General features: G+C 59.0%; 20 protein-coding genes. 9 read left to right on the forward strand and 11 right to left on the reverse strand.

Annotated features, from left to right (window positions below; all coding sequences use genetic code 11):
* Positions 1-140 precede the first annotated feature (140 nt).
* Entirely contained in the window at positions 141-1412 is a 1272-nt protein-coding gene (locus AC1DCP_RS07805; RefSeq protein ID WP_065688249.1) for an N-acetylmuramoyl-L-alanine amidase, read from the reverse strand.
* Positions 1413-2057: 645 nt separating this feature from the next.
* Here AC1DCP_RS07805 and AC1DCP_RS07810 point away from each other — a divergent pair.
* The gene (locus AC1DCP_RS07810) at positions 2058-5021 is read left to right on the forward strand and encodes an Rne/Rng family ribonuclease (RefSeq protein WP_476774210.1); all 2964 of its coding nucleotides are present in this window, start codon (positions 2058-2060) and stop codon (positions 5019-5021) included.
* Between the two features lie 205 nt (positions 5022-5226).
* Here the strand turns inward: AC1DCP_RS07810 and AC1DCP_RS07815 are convergent, their stop codons facing one another.
* The 3 genes from AC1DCP_RS07815 to AC1DCP_RS07825 all read right to left on the reverse strand — a co-directional run bounded on the left by AC1DCP_RS07815 (position 5227) and on the right by AC1DCP_RS07825 (position 6767).
* Entirely contained in the window at positions 5227-5931 is a 705-nt protein-coding gene (locus tag AC1DCP_RS07815; RefSeq protein WP_025593304.1) for an SDR family oxidoreductase, read from the reverse strand.
* Positions 5932-6078: 147 nt separating this feature from the next.
* Positions 6079-6444: an antibiotic biosynthesis monooxygenase family protein gene (locus tag AC1DCP_RS07820; protein ID WP_065688247.1), complete on the reverse strand. Its 366-nt coding sequence runs from the start codon at positions 6442-6444 to the stop codon at positions 6079-6081.
* Positions 6441-6767 (reverse strand): NIPSNAP family protein, encoded by a 327-nt coding sequence (locus tag AC1DCP_RS07825; protein ID WP_065688246.1) that lies wholly within the window; start codon positions 6765-6767, stop codon positions 6441-6443. The genes AC1DCP_RS07820 and AC1DCP_RS07825 overlap by 4 nt, the downstream gene beginning before the upstream one ends.
* Positions 6768-6841: 74 nt before the next feature.
* On the opposite strand from AC1DCP_RS07825, the gene AC1DCP_RS07830 reads away from it, so the two are divergent.
* The gene (locus tag AC1DCP_RS07830; protein ID WP_038490782.1) at positions 6842-7525 is read left to right on the forward strand and encodes an ArsR/SmtB family transcription factor; all 684 of its coding nucleotides are present in this window, start codon (positions 6842-6844) and stop codon (positions 7523-7525) included.
* A 30-nt stretch (positions 7526-7555) separates the two neighbouring features.
* Here AC1DCP_RS07830 and AC1DCP_RS07835 read toward each other — a convergent pair whose 3' ends face one another.
* Positions 7556-8713: a pyridoxal phosphate-dependent aminotransferase gene (locus AC1DCP_RS07835; RefSeq protein WP_025593298.1), complete on the reverse strand. Its 1158-nt coding sequence runs from the start codon at positions 8711-8713 to the stop codon at positions 7556-7558.
* A gap of 171 nt (positions 8714-8884) precedes the next feature.
* Between AC1DCP_RS07835 and AC1DCP_RS07840 the strand changes: the two genes are divergently transcribed.
* The 5 genes from AC1DCP_RS07840 to aat all read left to right on the forward strand — a co-directional run bounded on the left by AC1DCP_RS07840 (position 8885) and on the right by aat (position 12704).
* The gene (locus AC1DCP_RS07840) at positions 8885-9652 is read left to right on the forward strand and encodes a DsbA family protein (RefSeq protein WP_003512760.1); all 768 of its coding nucleotides are present in this window, start codon (positions 8885-8887) and stop codon (positions 9650-9652) included.
* A gap of 124 nt (positions 9653-9776) precedes the next feature.
* Entirely contained in the window at positions 9777-10214 is a 438-nt protein-coding gene (gene aroQ, locus AC1DCP_RS07845) for a type II 3-dehydroquinate dehydratase (RefSeq protein WP_003496340.1), read from the forward strand.
* 25 nt (positions 10215-10239) lie between these two features.
* A complete protein-coding gene (gene accB / locus AC1DCP_RS07850; protein ID WP_003512759.1) occupies positions 10240-10725 on the forward strand; it encodes an acetyl-CoA carboxylase biotin carboxyl carrier protein in 486 nt (161 codons plus the stop codon).
* A 12-nt stretch (positions 10726-10737) separates the two neighbouring features.
* A complete protein-coding gene (accC, locus tag AC1DCP_RS07855; protein ID WP_097171841.1) occupies positions 10738-12084 on the forward strand; it encodes an acetyl-CoA carboxylase biotin carboxylase subunit in 1347 nt (448 codons plus the stop codon).
* 5 nt (positions 12085-12089) lie between these two features.
* Positions 12090-12704, forward strand: coding sequence for a leucyl/phenylalanyl-tRNA--protein transferase (aat, locus tag AC1DCP_RS07860; protein ID WP_003512757.1), 615 nt, complete (start codon positions 12090-12092; stop codon positions 12702-12704).
* Between the two features lie 16 nt (positions 12705-12720).
* Here aat and AC1DCP_RS07865 read toward each other — a convergent pair whose 3' ends face one another.
* The 5 genes from AC1DCP_RS07865 to gatB all read right to left on the reverse strand — a co-directional run bounded on the left by AC1DCP_RS07865 (position 12721) and on the right by gatB (position 16445).
* Positions 12721-13158, reverse strand: a complete 438-nt coding sequence (locus AC1DCP_RS07865) for a DUF2155 domain-containing protein (protein WP_003512756.1) — start codon at positions 13156-13158, stop codon at positions 12721-12723.
* A 146-nt stretch (positions 13159-13304) separates the two neighbouring features.
* Positions 13305-13703: an NADH:ubiquinone oxidoreductase subunit NDUFA12 gene (locus AC1DCP_RS07870; protein ID WP_003512753.1), complete on the reverse strand. Its 399-nt coding sequence runs from the start codon at positions 13701-13703 to the stop codon at positions 13305-13307.
* 109 nt (positions 13704-13812) lie between these two features.
* Positions 13813-14286 (reverse strand): GNAT family N-acetyltransferase, encoded by a 474-nt coding sequence (locus AC1DCP_RS07875; protein WP_112152854.1) that lies wholly within the window; start codon positions 14284-14286, stop codon positions 13813-13815.
* A complete protein-coding gene (locus AC1DCP_RS07880; protein ID WP_025593289.1) occupies positions 14283-14780 on the reverse strand; it encodes a GNAT family N-acetyltransferase in 498 nt (165 codons plus the stop codon). Before AC1DCP_RS07880 ends, AC1DCP_RS07875 begins: the two co-directional genes overlap by 4 nt.
* A gap of 159 nt (positions 14781-14939) precedes the next feature.
* A complete protein-coding gene (gatB, locus tag AC1DCP_RS07885) occupies positions 14940-16445 on the reverse strand; it encodes an Asp-tRNA(Asn)/Glu-tRNA(Gln) amidotransferase subunit GatB (protein WP_112152853.1) in 1506 nt (501 codons plus the stop codon).
* A gap of 151 nt (positions 16446-16596) precedes the next feature.
* Here gatB and AC1DCP_RS07890 point away from each other — a divergent pair, with 151 nt between their 5' ends.
* Complete coding sequence (locus AC1DCP_RS07890) at positions 16597-16929, forward strand: DUF1294 domain-containing protein (RefSeq protein WP_162696057.1); 333 nt, start codon at positions 16597-16599, stop codon at positions 16927-16929.
* Here the strand turns inward: AC1DCP_RS07890 and AC1DCP_RS07895 are convergent.
* Entirely contained in the window at positions 16911-17420 is a 510-nt protein-coding gene (locus tag AC1DCP_RS07895) for a GNAT family N-acetyltransferase (protein ID WP_003512748.1), read from the reverse strand. The genes AC1DCP_RS07890 and AC1DCP_RS07895 overlap by 19 nt on opposite strands.
* Before the next feature lie 298 nt (positions 17421-17718).
* Between AC1DCP_RS07895 and AC1DCP_RS07900 the strand changes: the two genes are divergently transcribed.
* Positions 17719-17976: a YjhX family toxin gene (locus tag AC1DCP_RS07900; protein WP_013635972.1), complete on the forward strand. Its 258-nt coding sequence runs from the start codon at positions 17719-17721 to the stop codon at positions 17974-17976.
* Positions 17977-17992: the final 16 nt, after the last annotated feature.

Here is a 17992-nt window from a genome sequence, read left to right on the forward strand (position 1 = left end):
TCCGCTTCCGCAATAACGCGGCGAATGTGAGTAAAATAGGGCTTCGCCAACGTAATCGTCCGCAAGGCCCAAGAATTGAACAGCTTTTCGGCAGCAAGGGGCACGGCGACAACGGGGGCGCCACTCGCCCGCCCGGCCCTTCAGCCGCCGTTCGCCATGGCCTTGGTGCGGTATCGTCCGACCGCAGTTGCAAGCGTATCGGCGACCTTCTTGCGCCATTCCGCATCAAGAAGGAGTTTTTCATCTTCCGGATTGGAGAGAAAGCCGAGTTCCAGCAACACCGATGGCACGTCATGGGCGCGCAGCACCATGAAACCGGCATAACGATGCGGATTGTTGATGAGGCCGACCTGTCCCTCGAAGGACGATACGATATTTTCTGCCAGCGTCACCGAAAAGGCCTGCGTTTCGCGCCGGGTGAAATCGAGAAGGATATCGGCCACCTCAGGCGGCTCGCTGGAGGCTGCCACACCGGCAATCTGGTCGGACTTGTTTTCGCGCTCGGCCAGCTCCTGCGCCCTGCGGTCTGAGGCGCGGTCTGACAATGTATAGACGGTCGCGCCTCGGATGCCCTTCTGCTTCAGTGTATCGGCGTGCAATGAAATGAACAGGTTGGCATTGTTCTGCCGGGCGATCGTGACCCGTTCGGACAGAGCGAGAAACGTGTCGGAATCACGCGTCAGGAACGCCTTGATGCCGGGCTCCCGGTTCATCCGCTCCACAAGTTCCTTGGCAAAGGTCAGCGTGATGACCTTTTCCTCCGTGCCGGTTACGCCACCGGAAGCGCCGGCATCGATGCCGCCATGGCCGGCATCAACAGCGATGACGAAATCCGTCTGCCGCGATGTCTTGTCGTCAGGCGTGATCGCCGCTGTCGAGACCGGCGCCGGCGCGCGCCATTGCTGCTCTTTCACCAGTTCAGCAAATTTGGCCTTGGTGGTGATCTCCGCATCCAGGACGAAACGGAACGATGTGCCGTCCTCGCCCTTCTTGGTTTCGGCAACGGCCACCTGAACCGGTTTTTTTGCCGTCAGCACGATGCGGGCGCTGTCTTGCCCCATGCTACCGAAGCGAATGTCCGAGAAAAGGCCGGTTGGCGCCAGAGCCGATGCGGGGAACGCAAAATTCACCGCCGGAAAGTCCACGACGATGCGGGCGGGCGAATCGAGATAGTGAATGTCGAATTCCGGCTCCTCGGCAAAATCGAGAACGATGCGCGTGCGCGCCTCGTCGCCGATGATGCGTGCCTGATTGGCGATGAGCGGCTCCACGGCGAAGACCTGTGGAACGCAGGAGACGAATGCGGCGACCGAAAAGACAACCGGCAAAACAAGGGCACCCGCAAGCCGCGCGATTCGCGCGCCAAGCGGCCCTGCCCCATCGAATATCGCTGCGCTGCGCGTGAAATTCATGGTCTTCAAGAAATTCCGTATTTCAGTCATTTTTCATAAATGGTGCGGCAAAGTGCCGGGAACGTCGTAATTTCGGCCACGCCGGACACGTGTTTGTGCGTTTGCGCCCCACAATCGCAGGCGTTGGTGAACCAATTGTTAACCCGGAAATTCCACCAACAATATGGCATATTTAGCCAGCCTATTGCTATTATGACAGAGAAAACATACAACAAGGATGAGGGTTAAAAGTGTTGACGGGATAGATGCCCGCCGGCTGCCAATCGAAAAAGACGCTGGCGCTGCAAAACGGGCAATCATCTGCCGTCGTTACATTTATCCTGAAACTGGATCAATTCCGGCCGTGGCCGGAGACCTACCCGGTGGCAATGCCACCGCTGCTCTGAGGAGAGCAAATTCATCGGACCCCAAGGGGTCTATATATTATTGTCGTTCCGCCTGGCCAATGATGTCGCAGCAGTTTTCATATGAACCGGATACCAGGAGCAGGCCAAGCGCCTCGCCGTCGGTCCGGATGCTGCCAGTTTACAGAGGCCCGGCTGGAGACTTCATTTCCGGCACATCCTTGCACTCATATGAAAGGCTCGTCCGTGTGGCGGGCCTGTTCTCGTATAAAACAAGGCTGCGCCGAGGAGCACAGCTTACATGGCAGACAAAATGCTTATCGACGCCTCCCACGAAGAGGAGACACGCGTAGTCGTTGTCCGTGGGAACCGGATCGAGGAATTCGACTTCGAATCGGAACACAAGAAACAGATCCGCGGCAATATCTACCTTGCCAAGGTCACGAGGGTTGAGCCCTCCCTTCAGGCGGCCTTCGTCGATTACGGTGGAAATCGCCACGGGTTTCTCGCTTTTGCGGAAATCCACCCTGACTATTACCAGATCCCGCTCGCCGACCGTCAGGCGCTCCTCAAGGCGGAAGCCGAGGATCATCGCCGCAGCGACGACTTTGAATCGGCTGACGCCCCCGAGCCCGGCGCACCGGCTGTCGATCTATCGCAGGCGGACCAGCCGGATGTCGGCATCGTTGCCGTCAGCGAGACGACTGACGCCGTGGTCGTGGACGAAACCGTTGCCGCTGCCGCTGCCGCTGCCGAAGAGGTATCCGAAGACGTGACTGCTGTGGCCGTCGAGGCCGTTGCGGAAGAAGCACCGAAGAAGCGTACCCGCCGCCCCCGCGCCAAGAAGAAGGTCGCGGAAGAAGAAGCCGTTTCCGACACTACTGCTGAGGCCTCTTCCGAAGAAGACGGCAGCACGGGCGGCGAAATGGCTGCCATGGTCGATACAGATACGATTTCCGAGGAAGTCGAGGGTCTTCGCCGTGGCAATGACGATGATGACGACGACGATGATGACGATCATCACGAAAAGGAAGTGATCGAATCCGTCGGCGCCGAAGACGCCATGGAAGAGGTTCCCGATCGCGTTGCCCGCAAGCCGCGCAAGCAGTATCGCATTCAGGAAGTCATCAAGCGCCGCCAGATCCTTCTCGTGCAGGTTGCCAAGGAAGAACGCGGCAACAAGGGTGCCGCACTCACCACCTATCTGTCGCTTGCCGGCCGTTATTCCGTGCTGATGCCGAATACCGCACGCGGCGGTGGCATTTCCCGCAAGATCACCCAGCCGACCGACCGCAAGCGCCTGAAGGAAATCGCGCGCGATCTGGAAGTTCCGCAGGGCATGGGCGTCATTCTGCGTACCGCAGGCGCCAACCGCACCCGCGTCGAGATCAAGCGCGACTTCGAATATCTGATGCGCCTGTGGGAAAACGTCCGCACGCTGACGCTGAACTCCACGGCCCCCTGCCTCGTTTACGAGGAAGGCTCGCTCATCAAGCGTTCGATCCGCGATCTCTATAACAAGGATATCAGCGAGATCATCGTTTCGGGCGAAGAAGGCTACCGTGAAGCAAAAGACTTCATGAAGATGCTGATGCCGAGCCACGCCAAGGTGGTTCAGCCTTACCGCGACATCCACCCGATCTTCTCGCGCTCGGGCATTGAAGCCCAGCTCGACCGCATGCTGCAGCCGCAGGTTACGCTGAAATCGGGCGGTTACCTCATCATCAACCAGACGGAAGCTCTGGTTGCCATCGACGTGAACTCCGGTCGTTCGACCCGCGAGCATTCCATCGAAGAAACGGCGCTGACGACCAATCTGGAAGCGGCGGAAGAAGTGGCTCGCCAGCTGCGTCTTCGCGACCTTGCTGGTCTTGTTGTCATCGACTTCATCGACATGGAAGAAAAGCGCAACAACCGCTCCGTCGAGAAGAAGCTCAAGGACTGCCTGAAAAACGACCGGGCGCGCATCCAGGTCGGCCGTATCTCGCATTTCGGCCTTCTGGAAATGTCGCGCCAGCGCATCCGCGCTTCGGTGCTGGAATCGACCACGCAGGTCTGCCAGCATTGCGGCGGCACGGGTCACGTTCGCTCGGAATCCTCCATCGCGCTGCACGTGCTGCGCGGCGTTGAGGAATATCTGCTGCGCAACACGACCCACAACATCACCGTGCGCTGCACGCCGGAAACGGCTCTCTATCTGCTCAACCACAAGCGCGGCACGATTGTCGATTATGAAGGCCGCTTCGGTGTGGCGATCATCATTGCGGCCGATGCCGGCGTCGGCGCGCAGCATTTCGCCATCGATCGTGGTGAAGCGGTTGAAAATCCGGTGAAGATCGAAAGCCTTATCCAGATGCTCCCGAGCTTCGTGGAAGAGGAAGACGATTTCGTTGTTGAGGTGGAAGAGGACGAGGAAGAGGAAGAAATCGTCAAGGCGCAGGCCAGCGAGCCGCGCCAGCAACAGCAGCAGGGCGACAATGGTGAAGACGGCAAGCGTAAGCGCAAGCGTCGTCGTCGCCGTCGTGGCAAGGGCGGACAGAACGACCAGAACGGTGCAGTTGATGCGCAGGCTGGCGATGACACCGGCGCTGATGATGCGGACGACGAAGATGGCGTCGAAACCGATGAAGCCGCAGACGACGCTGATGAAAACGGTGTGAACGAAGCTGCAAGCTCTGATGAAGAGGGTAAGCGCAAGCGTCGCCGTCGTGGCAAGCGTGGCGGCCGTCGCAACCGTGCTGAAGACGAGGCTCTCGATGCCGCAGGCACTGAGTCCGGCGAAGAAGGCGAAACGGAAGGCGAAAGCGAAGAGGTTTCCGCCGCAGCATCCGTAACCGAAGAGCCTACCGCTGCCGAAGTGGTGGAAGGTGTGGTTGCCGACGTCGTGGAAGCGGAAGCCCCGAAGAAACCGCGCCGCACCCGCAAGGCGAAGGCCAAGACCGAAGACGTACCGCCGGCTGAAGCGGCACCGCAGGCTGAAGTCGCAGCCAAAACCGTTGAAACGGTCGAGCCGGTGATCGTCGAGCCCGCAGTCGTTGTGGAAACCGTCGTCGATGTCGCCCTCGACGAAGTGGGTGAAGCCTCGGCCGATCTGGGTTCGGAAGCCRGAGCACCGGCGACGGAAGAAAAGGTTCGCGCGAACCGGGGCAGCAATGTCTCGAATTCGGAGCCGGTCGTGACCTCTTCGGGCACGCCCGCCAACCCTGACGGCGACGAGCCGAAGCCGCGCAAGGGCGGCTGGTGGCAGCGCAAAGGCTTCTTTTGATAGAAGACACTGAAACGAAAAACGCCCGCAACCATGTTGCGGGCGTTTTGCTTTGTTGGCGGATGTTAGGTTTATCTCCTGCCGTAATCAATCCGGCATCCAGCCACGGCGCGCCTGCGCCGTGAAAGAAATCTCTCCCGATCAAGGACTTGACCGCGTTGGCAAAGCACTAAGTCCGGGTGACGGAAGCCCGATATGCCAATCGTCAAACAGACCGTGTCAGACCACCATCGACGCGGATGTTCTGGCCGGTGATGTAACCCGCACCTTCCGAGGCGAGAAAGGCAACGGTTGCGGCTATCTCCTCGCTCGTTCCATAACGCTGCATCGGCACACCCTGGCGGCGCTCTTCCGTGGCTGGCAGGCTATCGATCCAACCGGGCAGAACATTGTTCATGCGCACATTGTCGGCCGCATAGGTATCGGAAAAAATCTTGGTGTAGGAAGCAAGGCCGGCGCGGAACACTGCAGAAGTCGGGAACATGCTGCTCGGCTCGAAAGCCCAGGCAGTCGAGATGTTGACGATCGACCCGGCTTTCTGTTTCACCATGAATGGAGCCACAATCCGTGTCGGGCGGATGACGTTCATCAGGTAGACATCAAGTCCCGTGTGCCATTGCTCATCGGTGATATCGAGGATGGAGGCGCGCGGGCCATGGCCTGCACTGTTCACGAGAACGTCGATACGTCCGAATTTTTCGAGCGTCAGCTCCACTAGTCGATTGAGATCGTCGTTGGACTGGTTGGAGCCGGTGACGCCGATGCCGCCCAGTTCCTTCGCCAGCGCCTCTCCCTTGCCGGAGGACGACAGGATCGCGAGCTTGTAACCATCAGCGCTTAGACGTTTCGCCACGGCCGCGCCCATGCCGCTGCCGCCTGCCGTCACAATCGCCACTTTTTCTGCCGACATCGTTCTTCTCTCCATGTCCAATCGGGCGGACCGCCGCGTGGCAGCCCTTCTCCATCCATAACCCGCTCCATCTATAGCGGGTTTTGGCAGCGAGTTCGAACCAGAAAGCCTTGGACCGGCTTGCAGAAAAACTGATCTGAACGCCCGTCAACGCCGCACTTGATTATCCGCCGCATGGACCTGTCTGCTGTCGGTCGGGGCCTCCTCCCTCACCTTCAAACCATAGTCCCGCATCACGGTGGCGATACGCAGGCGGTAATTGCAAAAGACGCCTGACCGTCCCAGCGACTGTGCTGCTCGATGCGGCGCGGTGTTGCGCCATGCCTTCACCGCCTCCTCATCCCTGAAGAATGACAGCGAAAGCATCTTGTCGGGATTGCTGATGCTCTGAAAGCGTTCGACGGACAGGAAGCCGTCGATGGTTTCGAGCTCGGCGCGCAGGCTGGCGGCAATATCGAGATAATGCTGTTTTTCGCCCTCAGCCGGCCAGACCTCGAAGATGACGGCGATCATCGTCCGCCTCCGCCGTGCGGCGCAGATGCCAGCCTCAGGAACAGCCTGTCCTCACGGCGGATGAATTGCTCGCGCCGGGCAAATTCATAATTTTCCCGCCCTGCCGGGTCGGCGGCAAGTCGCGCCCGGTAGGCTTCGTACGCGGCAAGGTTTTCGATGTTATAGACGCCGTAGGCAATAGTGCTCGATCCCTCTTTCGGCGCGTAATAGCCGATCAGATCGGCGCCGCAGCGCGGTATCGCCTCACCCCAGTTGCGGGCATATTGATCGAAAGAATCGACCTTGAAGGGGTCGATCTCGTAACGGATGAAACAGGTCAGCATCGTCGGTCTCCTCGTGTTCTGCCTTGCCTGTCTACGCCATTGCCTCACATCAATGCTTCGGCTATCATCGAACTATGAAAGACGGACCCTTGATCGCAAATGTCGCCGCCCTGATCGGCGACCCCGCCCGCGCCAACATATTGACGGCGCTGATGGACGGACGCGCGCTGACAGCAAGCGAGCTTGCCGAAGCCGCCGGCGTGACACTGCAGACTGCTAGCGGGCATCTGTCAAAACTCTCCGACGCCCAATTGCTCAAAGCGGAAAAACAGGGGCGGCATCGCTATTTCCGGCTTTCCGACGCGGATGTAGCGCAGGTTCTTGAAGCGCTGATGGGACTTGCGCAGCGCACCGGGGCCGTGCGCGTGCGTACCGGACCAAAGGACACCGCGCTTCGCGAGGCGCGCATCTGTTACGATCATCTGGCCGGAGAAAGCGGCGTGGCACTGCTTTCGACTATCACCGCAAAAGGTCTCGTAACGTCAGGCGACGATCCCGCACTTACGGATAGCGGGCGGGATTTCTTCTCGAGCTTCGGCATTGATCTTTCGCCGCTGGAAAAGGCAAGGCGCCCGGTTTGCCTGCATTGCCTGGACTGGAGCGAACGTCGTCACCACCTCGGCGGCGGGCTCGGCGCATCGCTTCTAAAAGCCATGCAGCAGCGCGACTGGCTGCGGCAAGGAAACGGGCGCGTGCTGACCTTCACCACAAAGGGTGAAAAGGCCTTTGCCAGCACCTTCGGTTGTTCGCCCGCCTGATCCCCGCCAAGGGGAGAAAAACCCAAGGGCTTATTTCAGCCAACCAGCAATGCGCCCAACGGCCTCGGCAATATCCGACACCGAACCCGCATAGGAAATGCGCAGCGCCCTGTGGCCCTCCTCTGGATCGAAATCCATGCCGGGCGTCGCCGCCACGTCGATTTCCGCCAGCATGCGTTTGGCGAAATCCATGCTGTCGTTGGAAAAGCGGCTGGTATCGACATAGGCGTAAAATGCGCCATCCATGGGAGACGCCAGCGGCAGGCCGATTTCCGGAAGGCGCGTCATCAGGAAATCGCGGTTCGTGCGGTAGCTTTCCCGGTAGACGTCGAGTTCCTCTGCCGCCGAAAAGGCTGCGGTTGCCGCCAGTTGGGATAGTTCCGGCGGTGAAATATACAGGCTCTGAGCAAGACATTCGACCGGACGGACGAGATTTTCCGGCAGGACCATCCAGCCGATGCGCCAGCCGGTCATGCAATAATATTTCGAGAAGGAATTGATGACGACGGCATTGTCGGTGAGTTCGAGCGCGCTCGTTTCCTCGCCGACGAAAGTCAGGCCGTGGTAGATCTCGTCGGAAATGAAGGCGATATCCCGGCTTTCACAATAGTTTGCCAGCCGTTTCAGCGCTTCGCGGCCGGTGACCGTGCCGGTTGGGTTGGCCGGGCTTGCCAGGAGCACGCCCTTTAACTTGCAGCCCGCCCTCGTCTCCGCCCGCTCGAGGCTGGCAGGCGTCAGCGTATAGCCGGTTTCCGCCGTTACCGGCACTTCCACGACATTGAGGCCAAGCGCTTTCAAGATATTGCGATAGGCGGGATAACCGGGTCTTGCGATCGCGACATGATCACCGGCATCGAAAAGGCTGAGGAAGGCGAGGTTGAAAGCGGCAGAAGACCCGGTGGTAACGGCAATGCGCGCCGGATCGACGATAACCTGGTGGCGCAGCCGGTAGTGACCGGCAATCGCTTCGCGCAATTCACGCAGGCCCAGCGCATCGGTATAGCCGATCCGCCCATGCTTCAGCGCCTCCTGCGCGGCCGCCAGAGAGGCTTTCGGTGCGGGATGGGAAGGCTGGCCAACCGCCATGGAAATGACGGGGCGTCCCGCCTGCCGTCGCCGGTTCGCCTCCGCCAGAATATCCATGGCGTGAAAGGGTTCGACTGCGCTCCGCTTCGACATCGTTATCAAGGGCATGCTCTTTCCTGAACCGTATTTCAGAGACTTGCCCCAGAATCACACGCTTCACAATCGTGCGACCATAATGCGGACAACTATTTTTGGCGTATGGCATTTGGCTTAAAGTAAGGTAATTGCATCATAACATTCATGAGGCATTGGCCGCACAGTATGAGGACCGATATGGCGCATCTTCTCCGTTCAACCCTTCTCGCCAGCGTAACGGCCCTTTCCATGGCTTTCGCTTCTCTGCCCGCCCATGCCCTCGATGACAAGCAAAAGAAGGAAATGGGCGAGTTCATCAAGCAATATCTGATCGAGAACCCCGAGATCATGCTTGAAGTTCAGGACGCGCTTGAACGCAAGCAATATGCGACCCGCAACGCCAAGGCGGCGGAAGCCGTGGCCGACAACCAGAAGACCATCTTCGAATCGAAATACGATCTGGCGCTCGGCAATCCGGACGGCGACGTCACGCTGGTCGAGTTCTTCGATTACAATTGCGGTTATTGCAAACGCGCCATGGGCGACATGGACAATATTCTGAAGACGGACAAGAAAGTGCGCGTCGTGCTCAAGGAATTCCCGATCCTCGGGCCGGAATCGGTCGCAGCGCATCGGGTCTCCAACGCAGTCAAGCTGCTTGCGCCTGCCAAATATCCCGAATTTCAGCGCGCCTTGCTGGGCGGCCGCGGACGGGCGAATGAAGACAGCGCCATGGAAGTCGCGACGTCGCTCGGTCTCAAGGAAGCCGACATCCGCAAATCGATGGCAGAAAACCCCAACGACGCGCAGGTGCAGGAAACCTACAAGCTCGCCAACAGCCTCGGCATAACAGGAACACCGTCCTATATCGTCGGCAACGAGGCTGTTTTCGGCGCTGTTGGTGCGGACCCGTTGAAGGAAAAAATCGCCAATATGCGCAGCTGCGGAAAAGCCACCTGCTCCTGATTCCGCAAAAAGCCGCTGCATTCCCTGTGGATGCCGGGCCTGCCGGCTGTTTACGGCTTTCGGGGGCTTTTCCTTGAAGGCTGCGCAGTCTATAGGTGTCGCTGATTTTCTTATGGAAACACGAATGAGCAACATCATCATCGTCATCAACGGCCCCAATCTCAACATGCTGGGAAAAAGGGAACCGGGTATCTATGGTGGCAAGACGCTGAAAGACATCGAGAATGATTGTCTTGCTGCTGGTGCAGATCTCGGGTTCGCTGTGGAATTCCGCCAGTCCAACCACGAAGGCGTGCTCGTGGACTGGTTGCATGAGGCGGGAGAGAGAGCGGCAGGTGTCGTCATCAATCCCGGCGCCTACAGCCACACCTCGATCGCGCTGCATGACGCCATTCGTGCGATTTCCACGCCCGTCGTGGAAGTGCATATTTCCAACATCCACGCGCGGGAAGAGTTCCGTCACAAATCGATGGTATCGCCCGCCGCGAAGGGCATGGTCTGCGGTTTCGGACCATATGGCTACATCATGGCGCTTCACGCGCTGAAGAACATCACGGCATAAAAAGAAACAAAGAATAGGGTTTGTCATGTCTGAAAAGAAACAGGGTATCGACAAGGAACTGATCCGCGAGCTCGCGAATATCCTCAACGATACCGACCTTTCGGAAATCGAAGTGGAGCAGGAAGACCTGCGCATCCGCGTTTCCCGCGCCGCTCCGCCCACCACGGTCTATGCCGCAGCGCCCACCGGTTACGCAGCACCGGCGCCAGCCCCTGCAGCGGCGGCAGTTGCCGCTCCGGCAGCACCTGCGGTCGCCGCAGCACCTGCCCGCAACCCGGCCAATACCGTTACCTCGCCAATGGTGGGCACGGTTTACCTGTCGCCTGCTCCGGGCGCACGTCCGTTCGTCGAAGTGGGCGCGACCGTCAAGGAAGGCCAGACCATCCTCATCGTCGAAGCCATGAAGACCATGAACCAGATTCCGGCTCCGAAGTCCGGCAAGGTCGTGGAAATCGTCGTCAACGACTCACAGCCCGTGGAGTATGGTGAAGCTCTCGTGGTCATCGAATAAAGGCGGTTCAGCATGGTTTCGAAGATCCTCATAGCCAACCGCGGCGAGATTGCGCTGCGCGTCCTGCGCGCTGCCAAGGAGCTTGGCATTCCGACAGTCGCCGTGCATTCCACCGCAGACGCGGACGCCATGCATGTGCGCCTTGCCGACGAAAGTGTGTGCATCGGCCCGCCGCCTTCGCGTGACAGCTACCTCAACATCCACCAGATCGTTGCGGCCTGCGAAATCACCGGTGCGGACGCCGTTCACCCCGGTTACGGCTTCCTGTCGGAAAACGCCAAGTTCGCCGATATCCTCGACGCGCACGGCATTACCTTCATCGGACCGACCGCAGAGCATATCCGCCTTATGGGCGACAAGATCACCGCCAAGCAGACGGCGCAGGAACTCGGTATTCCCGTGGTTCCCGGCTCCGACGGCGAAGTGAAGCCCGAGAATGCGCTCGAAATCGCCCGGACGATCGGCTTCCCGGTCCTGATCAAGGCGACGGCAGGCGGCGGCGGTCGCGGCATGAAGGTGGCGAAGACGGAAGCGGATCTCGACGAGGCGGTCTCGACGGCCCGCTCCGAAGCGGCAGCTGCCTTCGGCAACGACGCCGTTTATATGGAAAAATACCTCGGCAAGCCGCGTCATATCGAAGTGCAGGTTTTCGGCGATGGGGAAGGCAACGCCATTCATCTTGGCGAACGCGATTGCTCGCTGCAGCGCCGTCACCAGAAGGTGCTGGAAGAGGCGAACTCCCCGGCCCTCACCGTTGAACAGCGTATGGAGATCGGCGAAATTTGTGCAAGCGCCATGCGCAAGCTGAAATATCGCGGTGCCGGCACCATCGAGTTCCTTTATGAAAACGGCGAGTTCTATTTCATTGAAATGAACACGCGTCTTCAGGTGGAACATCCAGTCACGGAAGCGATCACCGGCATGGACCTCGTGCAGGAACAGATCAGGGTTGCTTCGGGACAGGGCCTGTCGGTGACGCAGGCGGATATCGAATTCCATGGCCATGCCATCGAATGCCGTATTAATGCCGAGGACCCGCGCACATTCGTTCCCTCCCCCGGCACGTTGACCTATTTCCATACGCCGGGCGGCCTTGGCGTGCGCGTCGATTCGGGTGCCTATCAGGGCTACAAGATCCCGCCTTATTACGACAGCATGATCGGCAAGCTTATCGTTCACGGTCGCGACCGTGACGAATGCATCCGCCGTCTGCGCCGGGCACTGGACGAGTTCGTCGTCGACGGCATCAAGACCACGCTCCCGCTTTTCCAGGATCTTCTTCAGAACGAAGATATCCTCAGCGGCAATTACGACATTCACTGGCTGGAAAAATACCTGGCCGGTGATGCGTCTCACTAAGAGATATGGTTGGGCGGCGCAGCAAAAATAACGGCATAACCGTCGATATATTGCTGCGCGCCTATTCCGCCGGCCTGTTTCCGATGGCCGATTCGGCTGATGATCCAGAGCTTTTCTGGGTCGAGCCGGAAATACGCGGCATCATTCCGCTCAACGATTTCCACATTTCCAAAAGCCTCGCCAAGGCGATGCGCAAGAAGCCGTTCGAGATACGCTTCAATACCGCTTTCGAAGCGGTGATGGCAGGATGTGCGGCTGAAGCGCCGGACAGGCCGAGCACCTGGATAAACGCCACAATTCGCAAACTCTACACCGAACTGCACCAGATCGGCCATGCCCATAGTGTCGAGGCGTGGGATGGCAAGGAACTTGTCGGCGGACTTTACGGCGTATCGCTTGGGGCCGCATTCTTCGGCGAGAGCATGTTTTCCCGCCGCACCAACGCCTCGAAAATTTGCCTCGTGCATCTGGTGGAGCGGCTGAGAGCAAGCGGTTTCGTGTTGCTCGACACTCAATTCACCACCGAGCATCTGAAGACATTCGGCGCGATCGACGTGCCGAAGCAGCAATACGCGAAAATGCTCGATCAGGCCGTCAACCAGCCAGACCTGCAATTCTAAAAATCATAACGTAACGTTATTTGCTTGCCGTTGAGGGAGCGGGAACTTCGGAGTCCTGCTTGCAGCCAGTCAGCCATACGTCGTAGATCGGGTGCTCGACGGCATTGAGGCCGGGGCTGTCGGCGAACATCCAGCCAGTGAAAATCCGCTTTATCTTGCGGTCGAGAGTAATTTCATCCACCTCGATGAAAGCATCGATCTTCTGGGCTTCCGTCTGGTCGCGCGAGTAACAGACCTTAGGCGTCACCTGGAGCGCGCCGAACTGAACCGTTTCGTCGATATAGACATCGAAAGACGTAATGCGGCCGGTGATCTTGTCGATGCCGGAAAACACTGCCACGCGGTTTTCAAGACGGGCGGCGGAGACGGGCGATACGAGGATGACAGCAGAGATCGCTGCAAACAGCGAGACTGTCAGCGCACGCAAAGAACGATCCCGCGTGAATATCCTCATACGATATGTCTCCAAAAAATTGCCTGTGTCGGGACGACGACCGGATCAACGCGTAAGGGCGGAATGTGGCAAAAACCGGTGAGGTCGTGTGCCAAGCGCGGCGTTTTGCACAACACCGCGCATCGCAATGCTCATTTTTCCCCTGCTCAGTTGCCGGGGGTCCAGGCGTCGTAGTCGCCGGTTACGCGTGGACGCTCGCCTGCGACCGCCAGCGATCCCTGTGGGCGATAGGCCTTGGATGTGCCGGTAAGGTTGGCCTGATGCGCCTTCTGCCATTCCCGGGGAACGTATGTTTCCTGGGTCGGCGGCACGTCGGTGCGGTAGTGCATCCAGCCATGCCAGCCGGGCGGAATGGCCGAAGCTTCAGCATAACCGTTATAGATCACCCAACGGCGCGGCATGCCCCAGGAGGTGGTGCCGCCTTCGTAATAGGTGTTGCCCAACTCGTCCTGTCCGACCTTCTTGCCGAAACGCCAGGTGTGAAACCGCGTTCCGATCGTCTGGCCGTTCCACCAGGTGAAGATTTGCGTCAGGAGAGTCTTCATTATGCGTTCCTCGGGCTTGAATGCGCCGCAGCGATTTTCCGTGCACGGCACAAGACAAGCTTATGCCGCCCCTCACGGCGATTGTCCAGTATTTCCCGATATATCCGCGCTATTTCAGCTTCATCCTGAAACCGAAATGCCGCTTCTCGAAACCCAGCCGCTCGTAAAAGCGATGGGCATCGAGCCTCGCCACGTTGGAGGTGAGCTGCACGGCTTTCATGCCCTTGGCGCGCGCTTCATCAAGGCAATAGTTGATCATGACCGCACCGATGCCACGGCCGCGCATGTCGGGCCGCGTCTGCACCGCTTCAATCACCATGGATTTGGCGCCGCGCCCGATAAGCTTGGTCAGGATGGCCGTCTGGAAAGTGCCGACGATCTCGCCGTCCAGTTCCGCCACGTAAAGCGTCTCGGTGGGGGACGCCTCGATATCGCGGAAGGCTGCGAGATAGTCCGGCAGCGCCGATTCGTCGGCCGTATCGCCGTGGCCTCCGATTTCGTCAGCGGCATAGATGGCCGCGAGTGCGGGAACATCCTCTTGCCGTGCCGCGCGGATTATCAGCGTATCTAATGTCGCATTCATCGTTTCAGGCTCTTTTCCATGACGATACCGGGAAAACCATCGATACCCGCCATGCGCTCGATTCGGTCAACCTCGCTAAATCCGACGCCTTCATAAAAGGCTATTGCGACAGTATTTTTGGGCTCCACTTCCAGACGCATGATTTCCGCATCCGGAAAGCAGGTTTCAAGCTCGGCGAAGAGATCGCGGCCGACCCCCTGACGCTGGAATTCGGGCCCGACATAAAGCTGGTGCAACAGGGCTGTCTTGCTCATCTTCGCAGACATGGAAGCATAAGCCATACCGCCGATCTGCCGGCCATTATCGGCCACCAGAAATTCGCCGCCCTTTTTCTCGATGCGGTCCTTCATGGCCTGTGGCGAATGCCATGCGGCAATCAGCTCCTTCACCTTGTCTGCGCCGTAGATCGCGTCATAGGTCGCATGCCAGGTGGTAGCCAGAAGCGCCCGGACCGGCTCGATATCGCGCTGGCTTGCCGTGCGTATAAAAAACATGATGTTTGCTCCGTCTCGAAACAGAAATGCCGGGCGTGATCCCGGCATAAATCAATGTCAGTCCCAGTGCTCGACGTCATCCTCGGGCTTATGCCGAGAATGACGGACGAGAACTTGCTACTTCAATGCCATTGTACCGGCACGGGAAGCAGCGTCCGCTTACTCGTCCTCGATGCCGAGCTTGGCCTTCACCAGCGCCTGCACGGCCTGCGGGTTGGCCTTGCCGCCCGTCGCCTTCATGACCTGGCCGACGAACCAGCCGGCAAGCGCCGGCTTCGCCTTCACCTTCTCGACCTGATCTGGGTTGGCGGCGATGATCTCGTCCACGGCCTTTTCGATGGCGCCGGTATCCGTCACCTGCTTCATGCCGCGCGTCTCGACGATTTCGGCCGGGTTGCCGCCCTCGTTCCAGACGATTTCGAACACATCCTTGGCGATCTTGCCGGAAATGGTCTCTGCCTTGATGAGATCGATAATGCCGCCCAGCTGTTCGGGAGAAACCGGCGTCGTCTCGATGTCCTTGCCTGACTTGTTCAGCGCACCGAGAAGATCGTTGATGACCCAGTTGGCGGCGGCCTTCGGGTCGCGGCCGGCAGCAACCGCCTCGTAATAATCGGCGATGGCCTTTTCCGAAACGAGGATCGAGGCGTCGTAGACCGACAGGCCAAGATCGGCGACGAAACGGGCCTTCTTGTCATCAGGCAGTTCCGGCAGATCGACCTTCAGCGCCTGGACGAAAGCATCGTCGAATTCGAGCGGCAGCAGGTCCGGATCAGGGAAATAGCGATAGTCATGCGCGTCTTCCTTGGAGCGCATGGAACGCGTCTCGCCCTTGCCGGGATCGAACAGGCGAGTTTCCTGATCGATGACACCGCCGTCTTCGAGAATGGCGATCTGGCGGCGCGCCTCATATTCGATGGCCTGGCCGACGAAGCGGATGGAGTTGACGTTCTTGATCTCGCAGCGTGTGCCGAAACCTTCGCCGGGACGGCGCACGGAGACGTTGACGTCGGCGCGCATCGAGCCTTCGTCCATGTTGCCGTCGCAGGTGCCGAGATAACGCACGATGGACCGCAGCTTGGTGAGATAGGCCTTTGCCTCATCCGACGAGCGCATGTCGGGCTTGGAGACGATTTCCATCAGCGCCACGCCCGAACGGTTCAGGTCCACGAAGGACATGGTCGGGTGCTGGTCGTGCATGGACTTGCCGGCGTCCTGCTCCAGATGCAGGCGCTCGATGCCGATCTCGATATCCTCGAAGTTGCCCTGACGGTCCGGACCGAGTGAAATCGTGATGATGCCCTCACCGACGATCGGGTCCTTGAACTGCGAAATCTGGTAGCCCTGCGGCAAATCCGGATAGAAGTAGTTTTTGCGGTCGAAGATCGAACGGTTGTTGATCTTGGCCTTCAGGCCGAGACCGGTGCGCACGGCCTGCTTGACGCATTCCTCGTTGATGACGGGAAGCATGCCGGGCATGGCGGCGTCCACCAGCGACACGTTGGAGTTCGGCGCATTGCCGAAAGTGGTCGAAGCGCCGGAAAACAGCTTGGAATTGGAGAGAACCTGCGCATGCACCTCCAGGCCGATCACGATTTCCCAATCGCCGGTGGCGCCGGGAATGAAGCGTTTCGGGTCGGGGGTGCGCACGTCTACAAGGGTCATATGAAGCTCACGATATACGGGTTCTTTGGCTTTGGTGGGTAGAACAAATGGAGCGCGGGCGCAAGACATCTTGCACCCTGTCGCGCCAGGCACCGGATTTTCGCCGGAACCGGATACGCGTTTTTTACGGTTCTCAGTTTCAATTCACGTCATGACCATGATCGCTCTCTGCTTCATGACCTATATGGCCTTCAATGTTTTCGTCTTTCTTGTCTATTGGTGGGACAAGGAGGCGGCAAGAAACGGTGGCTGGCGCATTCGGGAAAGTACTCTGTTATTGCTTGCTTTCATTGGCGGCAGCATGGGCGCAGTCTCGGCTCAACAACTGCTGCGCCACAAAACCCGCAAGGAACCCTTCCGCAGCATCCTGATATCCATCGTAATTCTACAGGTGGGCCTTGTCGCGTCCCTCGCCATCATGCCGGACTGGCCGATACGCCTTGTAACCGGCTTGCAGACGCTCTCTCAGAACCCCGGCCCATAAAGGCCGCTCTCGACCTCGACCAGCTGCTTTTGCAGGCCGACGGATTGCACGTCGCGATCAAGCTTCGGCGCATAGGAGACGGAGAGCCAGTGGACGCTGTAACCGTGATGACGGAAAAAGGCGACCGCCGGTTCGTTCTGCGCATGGGTTTCAAGCCGGATGGTTTCGAAATCACGTTGCAATATCTGCCGTTCGATATCCGCAAGCAGGAGGCTGCCTATACCCCTGCGCTGAAAATCCGGATCGATCCAGAAATCGGAAATCGCCTCGTTGAAATGTTCCCGTGCCGCCCATCCGGCAACCGCGCCCCCGAACTCGGCCACGCGGATGGCAAGCCAGGACGAGCGGGTGAAATTGGAAAAGGCACTGGCGGCGTTATCGTAAAGCGTCGCGGTAATGCCGAGCGCCGTTGTGGCCTGCCGCCACGCCCTGAGGCCGATGGCTGCCAGAACCTCCGCTTCCTGCTCCTGCGCATTGCGAATGACGATCAAGCCGCGCCCTCCATGGCCCAACGAAGTAAAGCACCGGCGGTGCGATTCGGCCAGTGCGGTTTCCACACCGCCCTGCCCGCCCAGTCGGGTGATGCCCGTGGGACTTGACCGCGCAGGTCTCCCCCGCTAACCAAAAAGAGCAAACAAGGAGCTTTTATGTTCGCTCAATCGGAGTCCCGGTAACGGCCCTGCCCGCAAGTTTCTTGCGCGCCGGGCCATGATGAAACCGACCTGGATGCCTTAACGGCACCCGGACTTGTTTTCATGCGTCTAGAAGACGCCGACCGGATTTCCGACAATGGACATTTCCCGCGCCGAACAGCGCATTCTTCACCTGCTCGCCCAGGGCGGCAGCATCGAACTCGTTCGAGACGAGCATCACAAAATCGAAAAACTCGCGCTCTATACGCGCGACGGCTGGATTTTCAGCGGTCTCGATCTCCTCACCTTCCGCAAACTGAAGCAGAAGAGAGCCATCGCCTCCTCGGGCGGCAAGCCTTACCGCATCACGACGCGTGGCTTGGAACTCGTACGGGGTGAGCTGGACAATCGATAAAAACAAACGGGCGGCA

The sequence above is a fragment of the Agrobacterium sp. 10T429 genome, from assembly GCF_056393925.1.

Bases quoted from the DNA above. Each gene is read 5' to 3' on its own strand.
- AC1DCP_RS07840 (WP_003512760.1), top strand. From the start codon at position 8,885: ATGGCGCATCTTCTCCGTTCAACCCTTCTCGCCAGCGTAACGGCCCTT.
- AC1DCP_RS07830 (WP_038490782.1), top strand. From the start codon at position 6,842: ATGAAAGACGGACCCTTGATCGCAAATGTCGCCGCCCTGATCGGCGAC.
- AC1DCP_RS07870 (WP_003512753.1), bottom strand. From the start codon at position 13,703: ATGAAGACTCTCCTGACGCAAATCTTCACCTGGTGGAACGGCCAGACG.
- AC1DCP_RS07815 (WP_025593304.1), bottom strand. From the start codon at position 5,931: ATGTCGGCAGAAAAAGTGGCGATTGTGACGGCAGGCGGCAGCGGCATG.
- aroQ (WP_003496340.1), top strand. From the start codon at position 9,777: ATGAGCAACATCATCATCGTCATCAACGGCCCCAATCTCAACATGCTG.
- AC1DCP_RS07875 (WP_112152854.1), bottom strand. From the start codon at position 14,286: ATGAATGCGACATTAGATACGCTGATAATCCGCGCGGCACGGCAAGAG.
- AC1DCP_RS07865 (WP_003512756.1), bottom strand. From the start codon at position 13,158: ATGAGGATATTCACGCGGGATCGTTCTTTGCGTGCGCTGACAGTCTCG.
- AC1DCP_RS07890 (WP_162696057.1), top strand. From the start codon at position 16,597: ATGACCATGATCGCTCTCTGCTTCATGACCTATATGGCCTTCAATGTT.
- AC1DCP_RS07820 (WP_065688247.1), bottom strand. From the start codon at position 6,444: ATGATCGCCGTCATCTTCGAGGTCTGGCCGGCTGAGGGCGAAAAACAG.
- aat (WP_003512757.1), top strand. From the start codon at position 12,090: ATGGTTGGGCGGCGCAGCAAAAATAACGGCATAACCGTCGATATATTG.
- AC1DCP_RS07900 (WP_013635972.1), top strand. From the start codon at position 17,719: ATGGACATTTCCCGCGCCGAACAGCGCATTCTTCACCTGCTCGCCCAG.
- AC1DCP_RS07825 (WP_065688246.1), bottom strand. From the start codon at position 6,767: ATGCTGACCTGTTTCATCCGTTACGAGATCGACCCCTTCAAGGTCGAT.
- AC1DCP_RS07805 (WP_065688249.1), bottom strand. From the start codon at position 1,412: ATGAATTTCACGCGCAGCGCAGCGATATTCGATGGGGCAGGGCCGCTT.
- AC1DCP_RS07880 (WP_025593289.1), bottom strand. From the start codon at position 14,780: ATGTTTTTTATACGCACGGCAAGCCAGCGCGATATCGAGCCGGTCCGG.
- accB (WP_003512759.1), top strand. From the start codon at position 10,240: ATGTCTGAAAAGAAACAGGGTATCGACAAGGAACTGATCCGCGAGCTC.
- gatB (WP_112152853.1), bottom strand. From the start codon at position 16,445: ATGACCCTTGTAGACGTGCGCACCCCCGACCCGAAACGCTTCATTCCC.
- accC (WP_097171841.1), top strand. From the start codon at position 10,738: ATGGTTTCGAAGATCCTCATAGCCAACCGCGGCGAGATTGCGCTGCGC.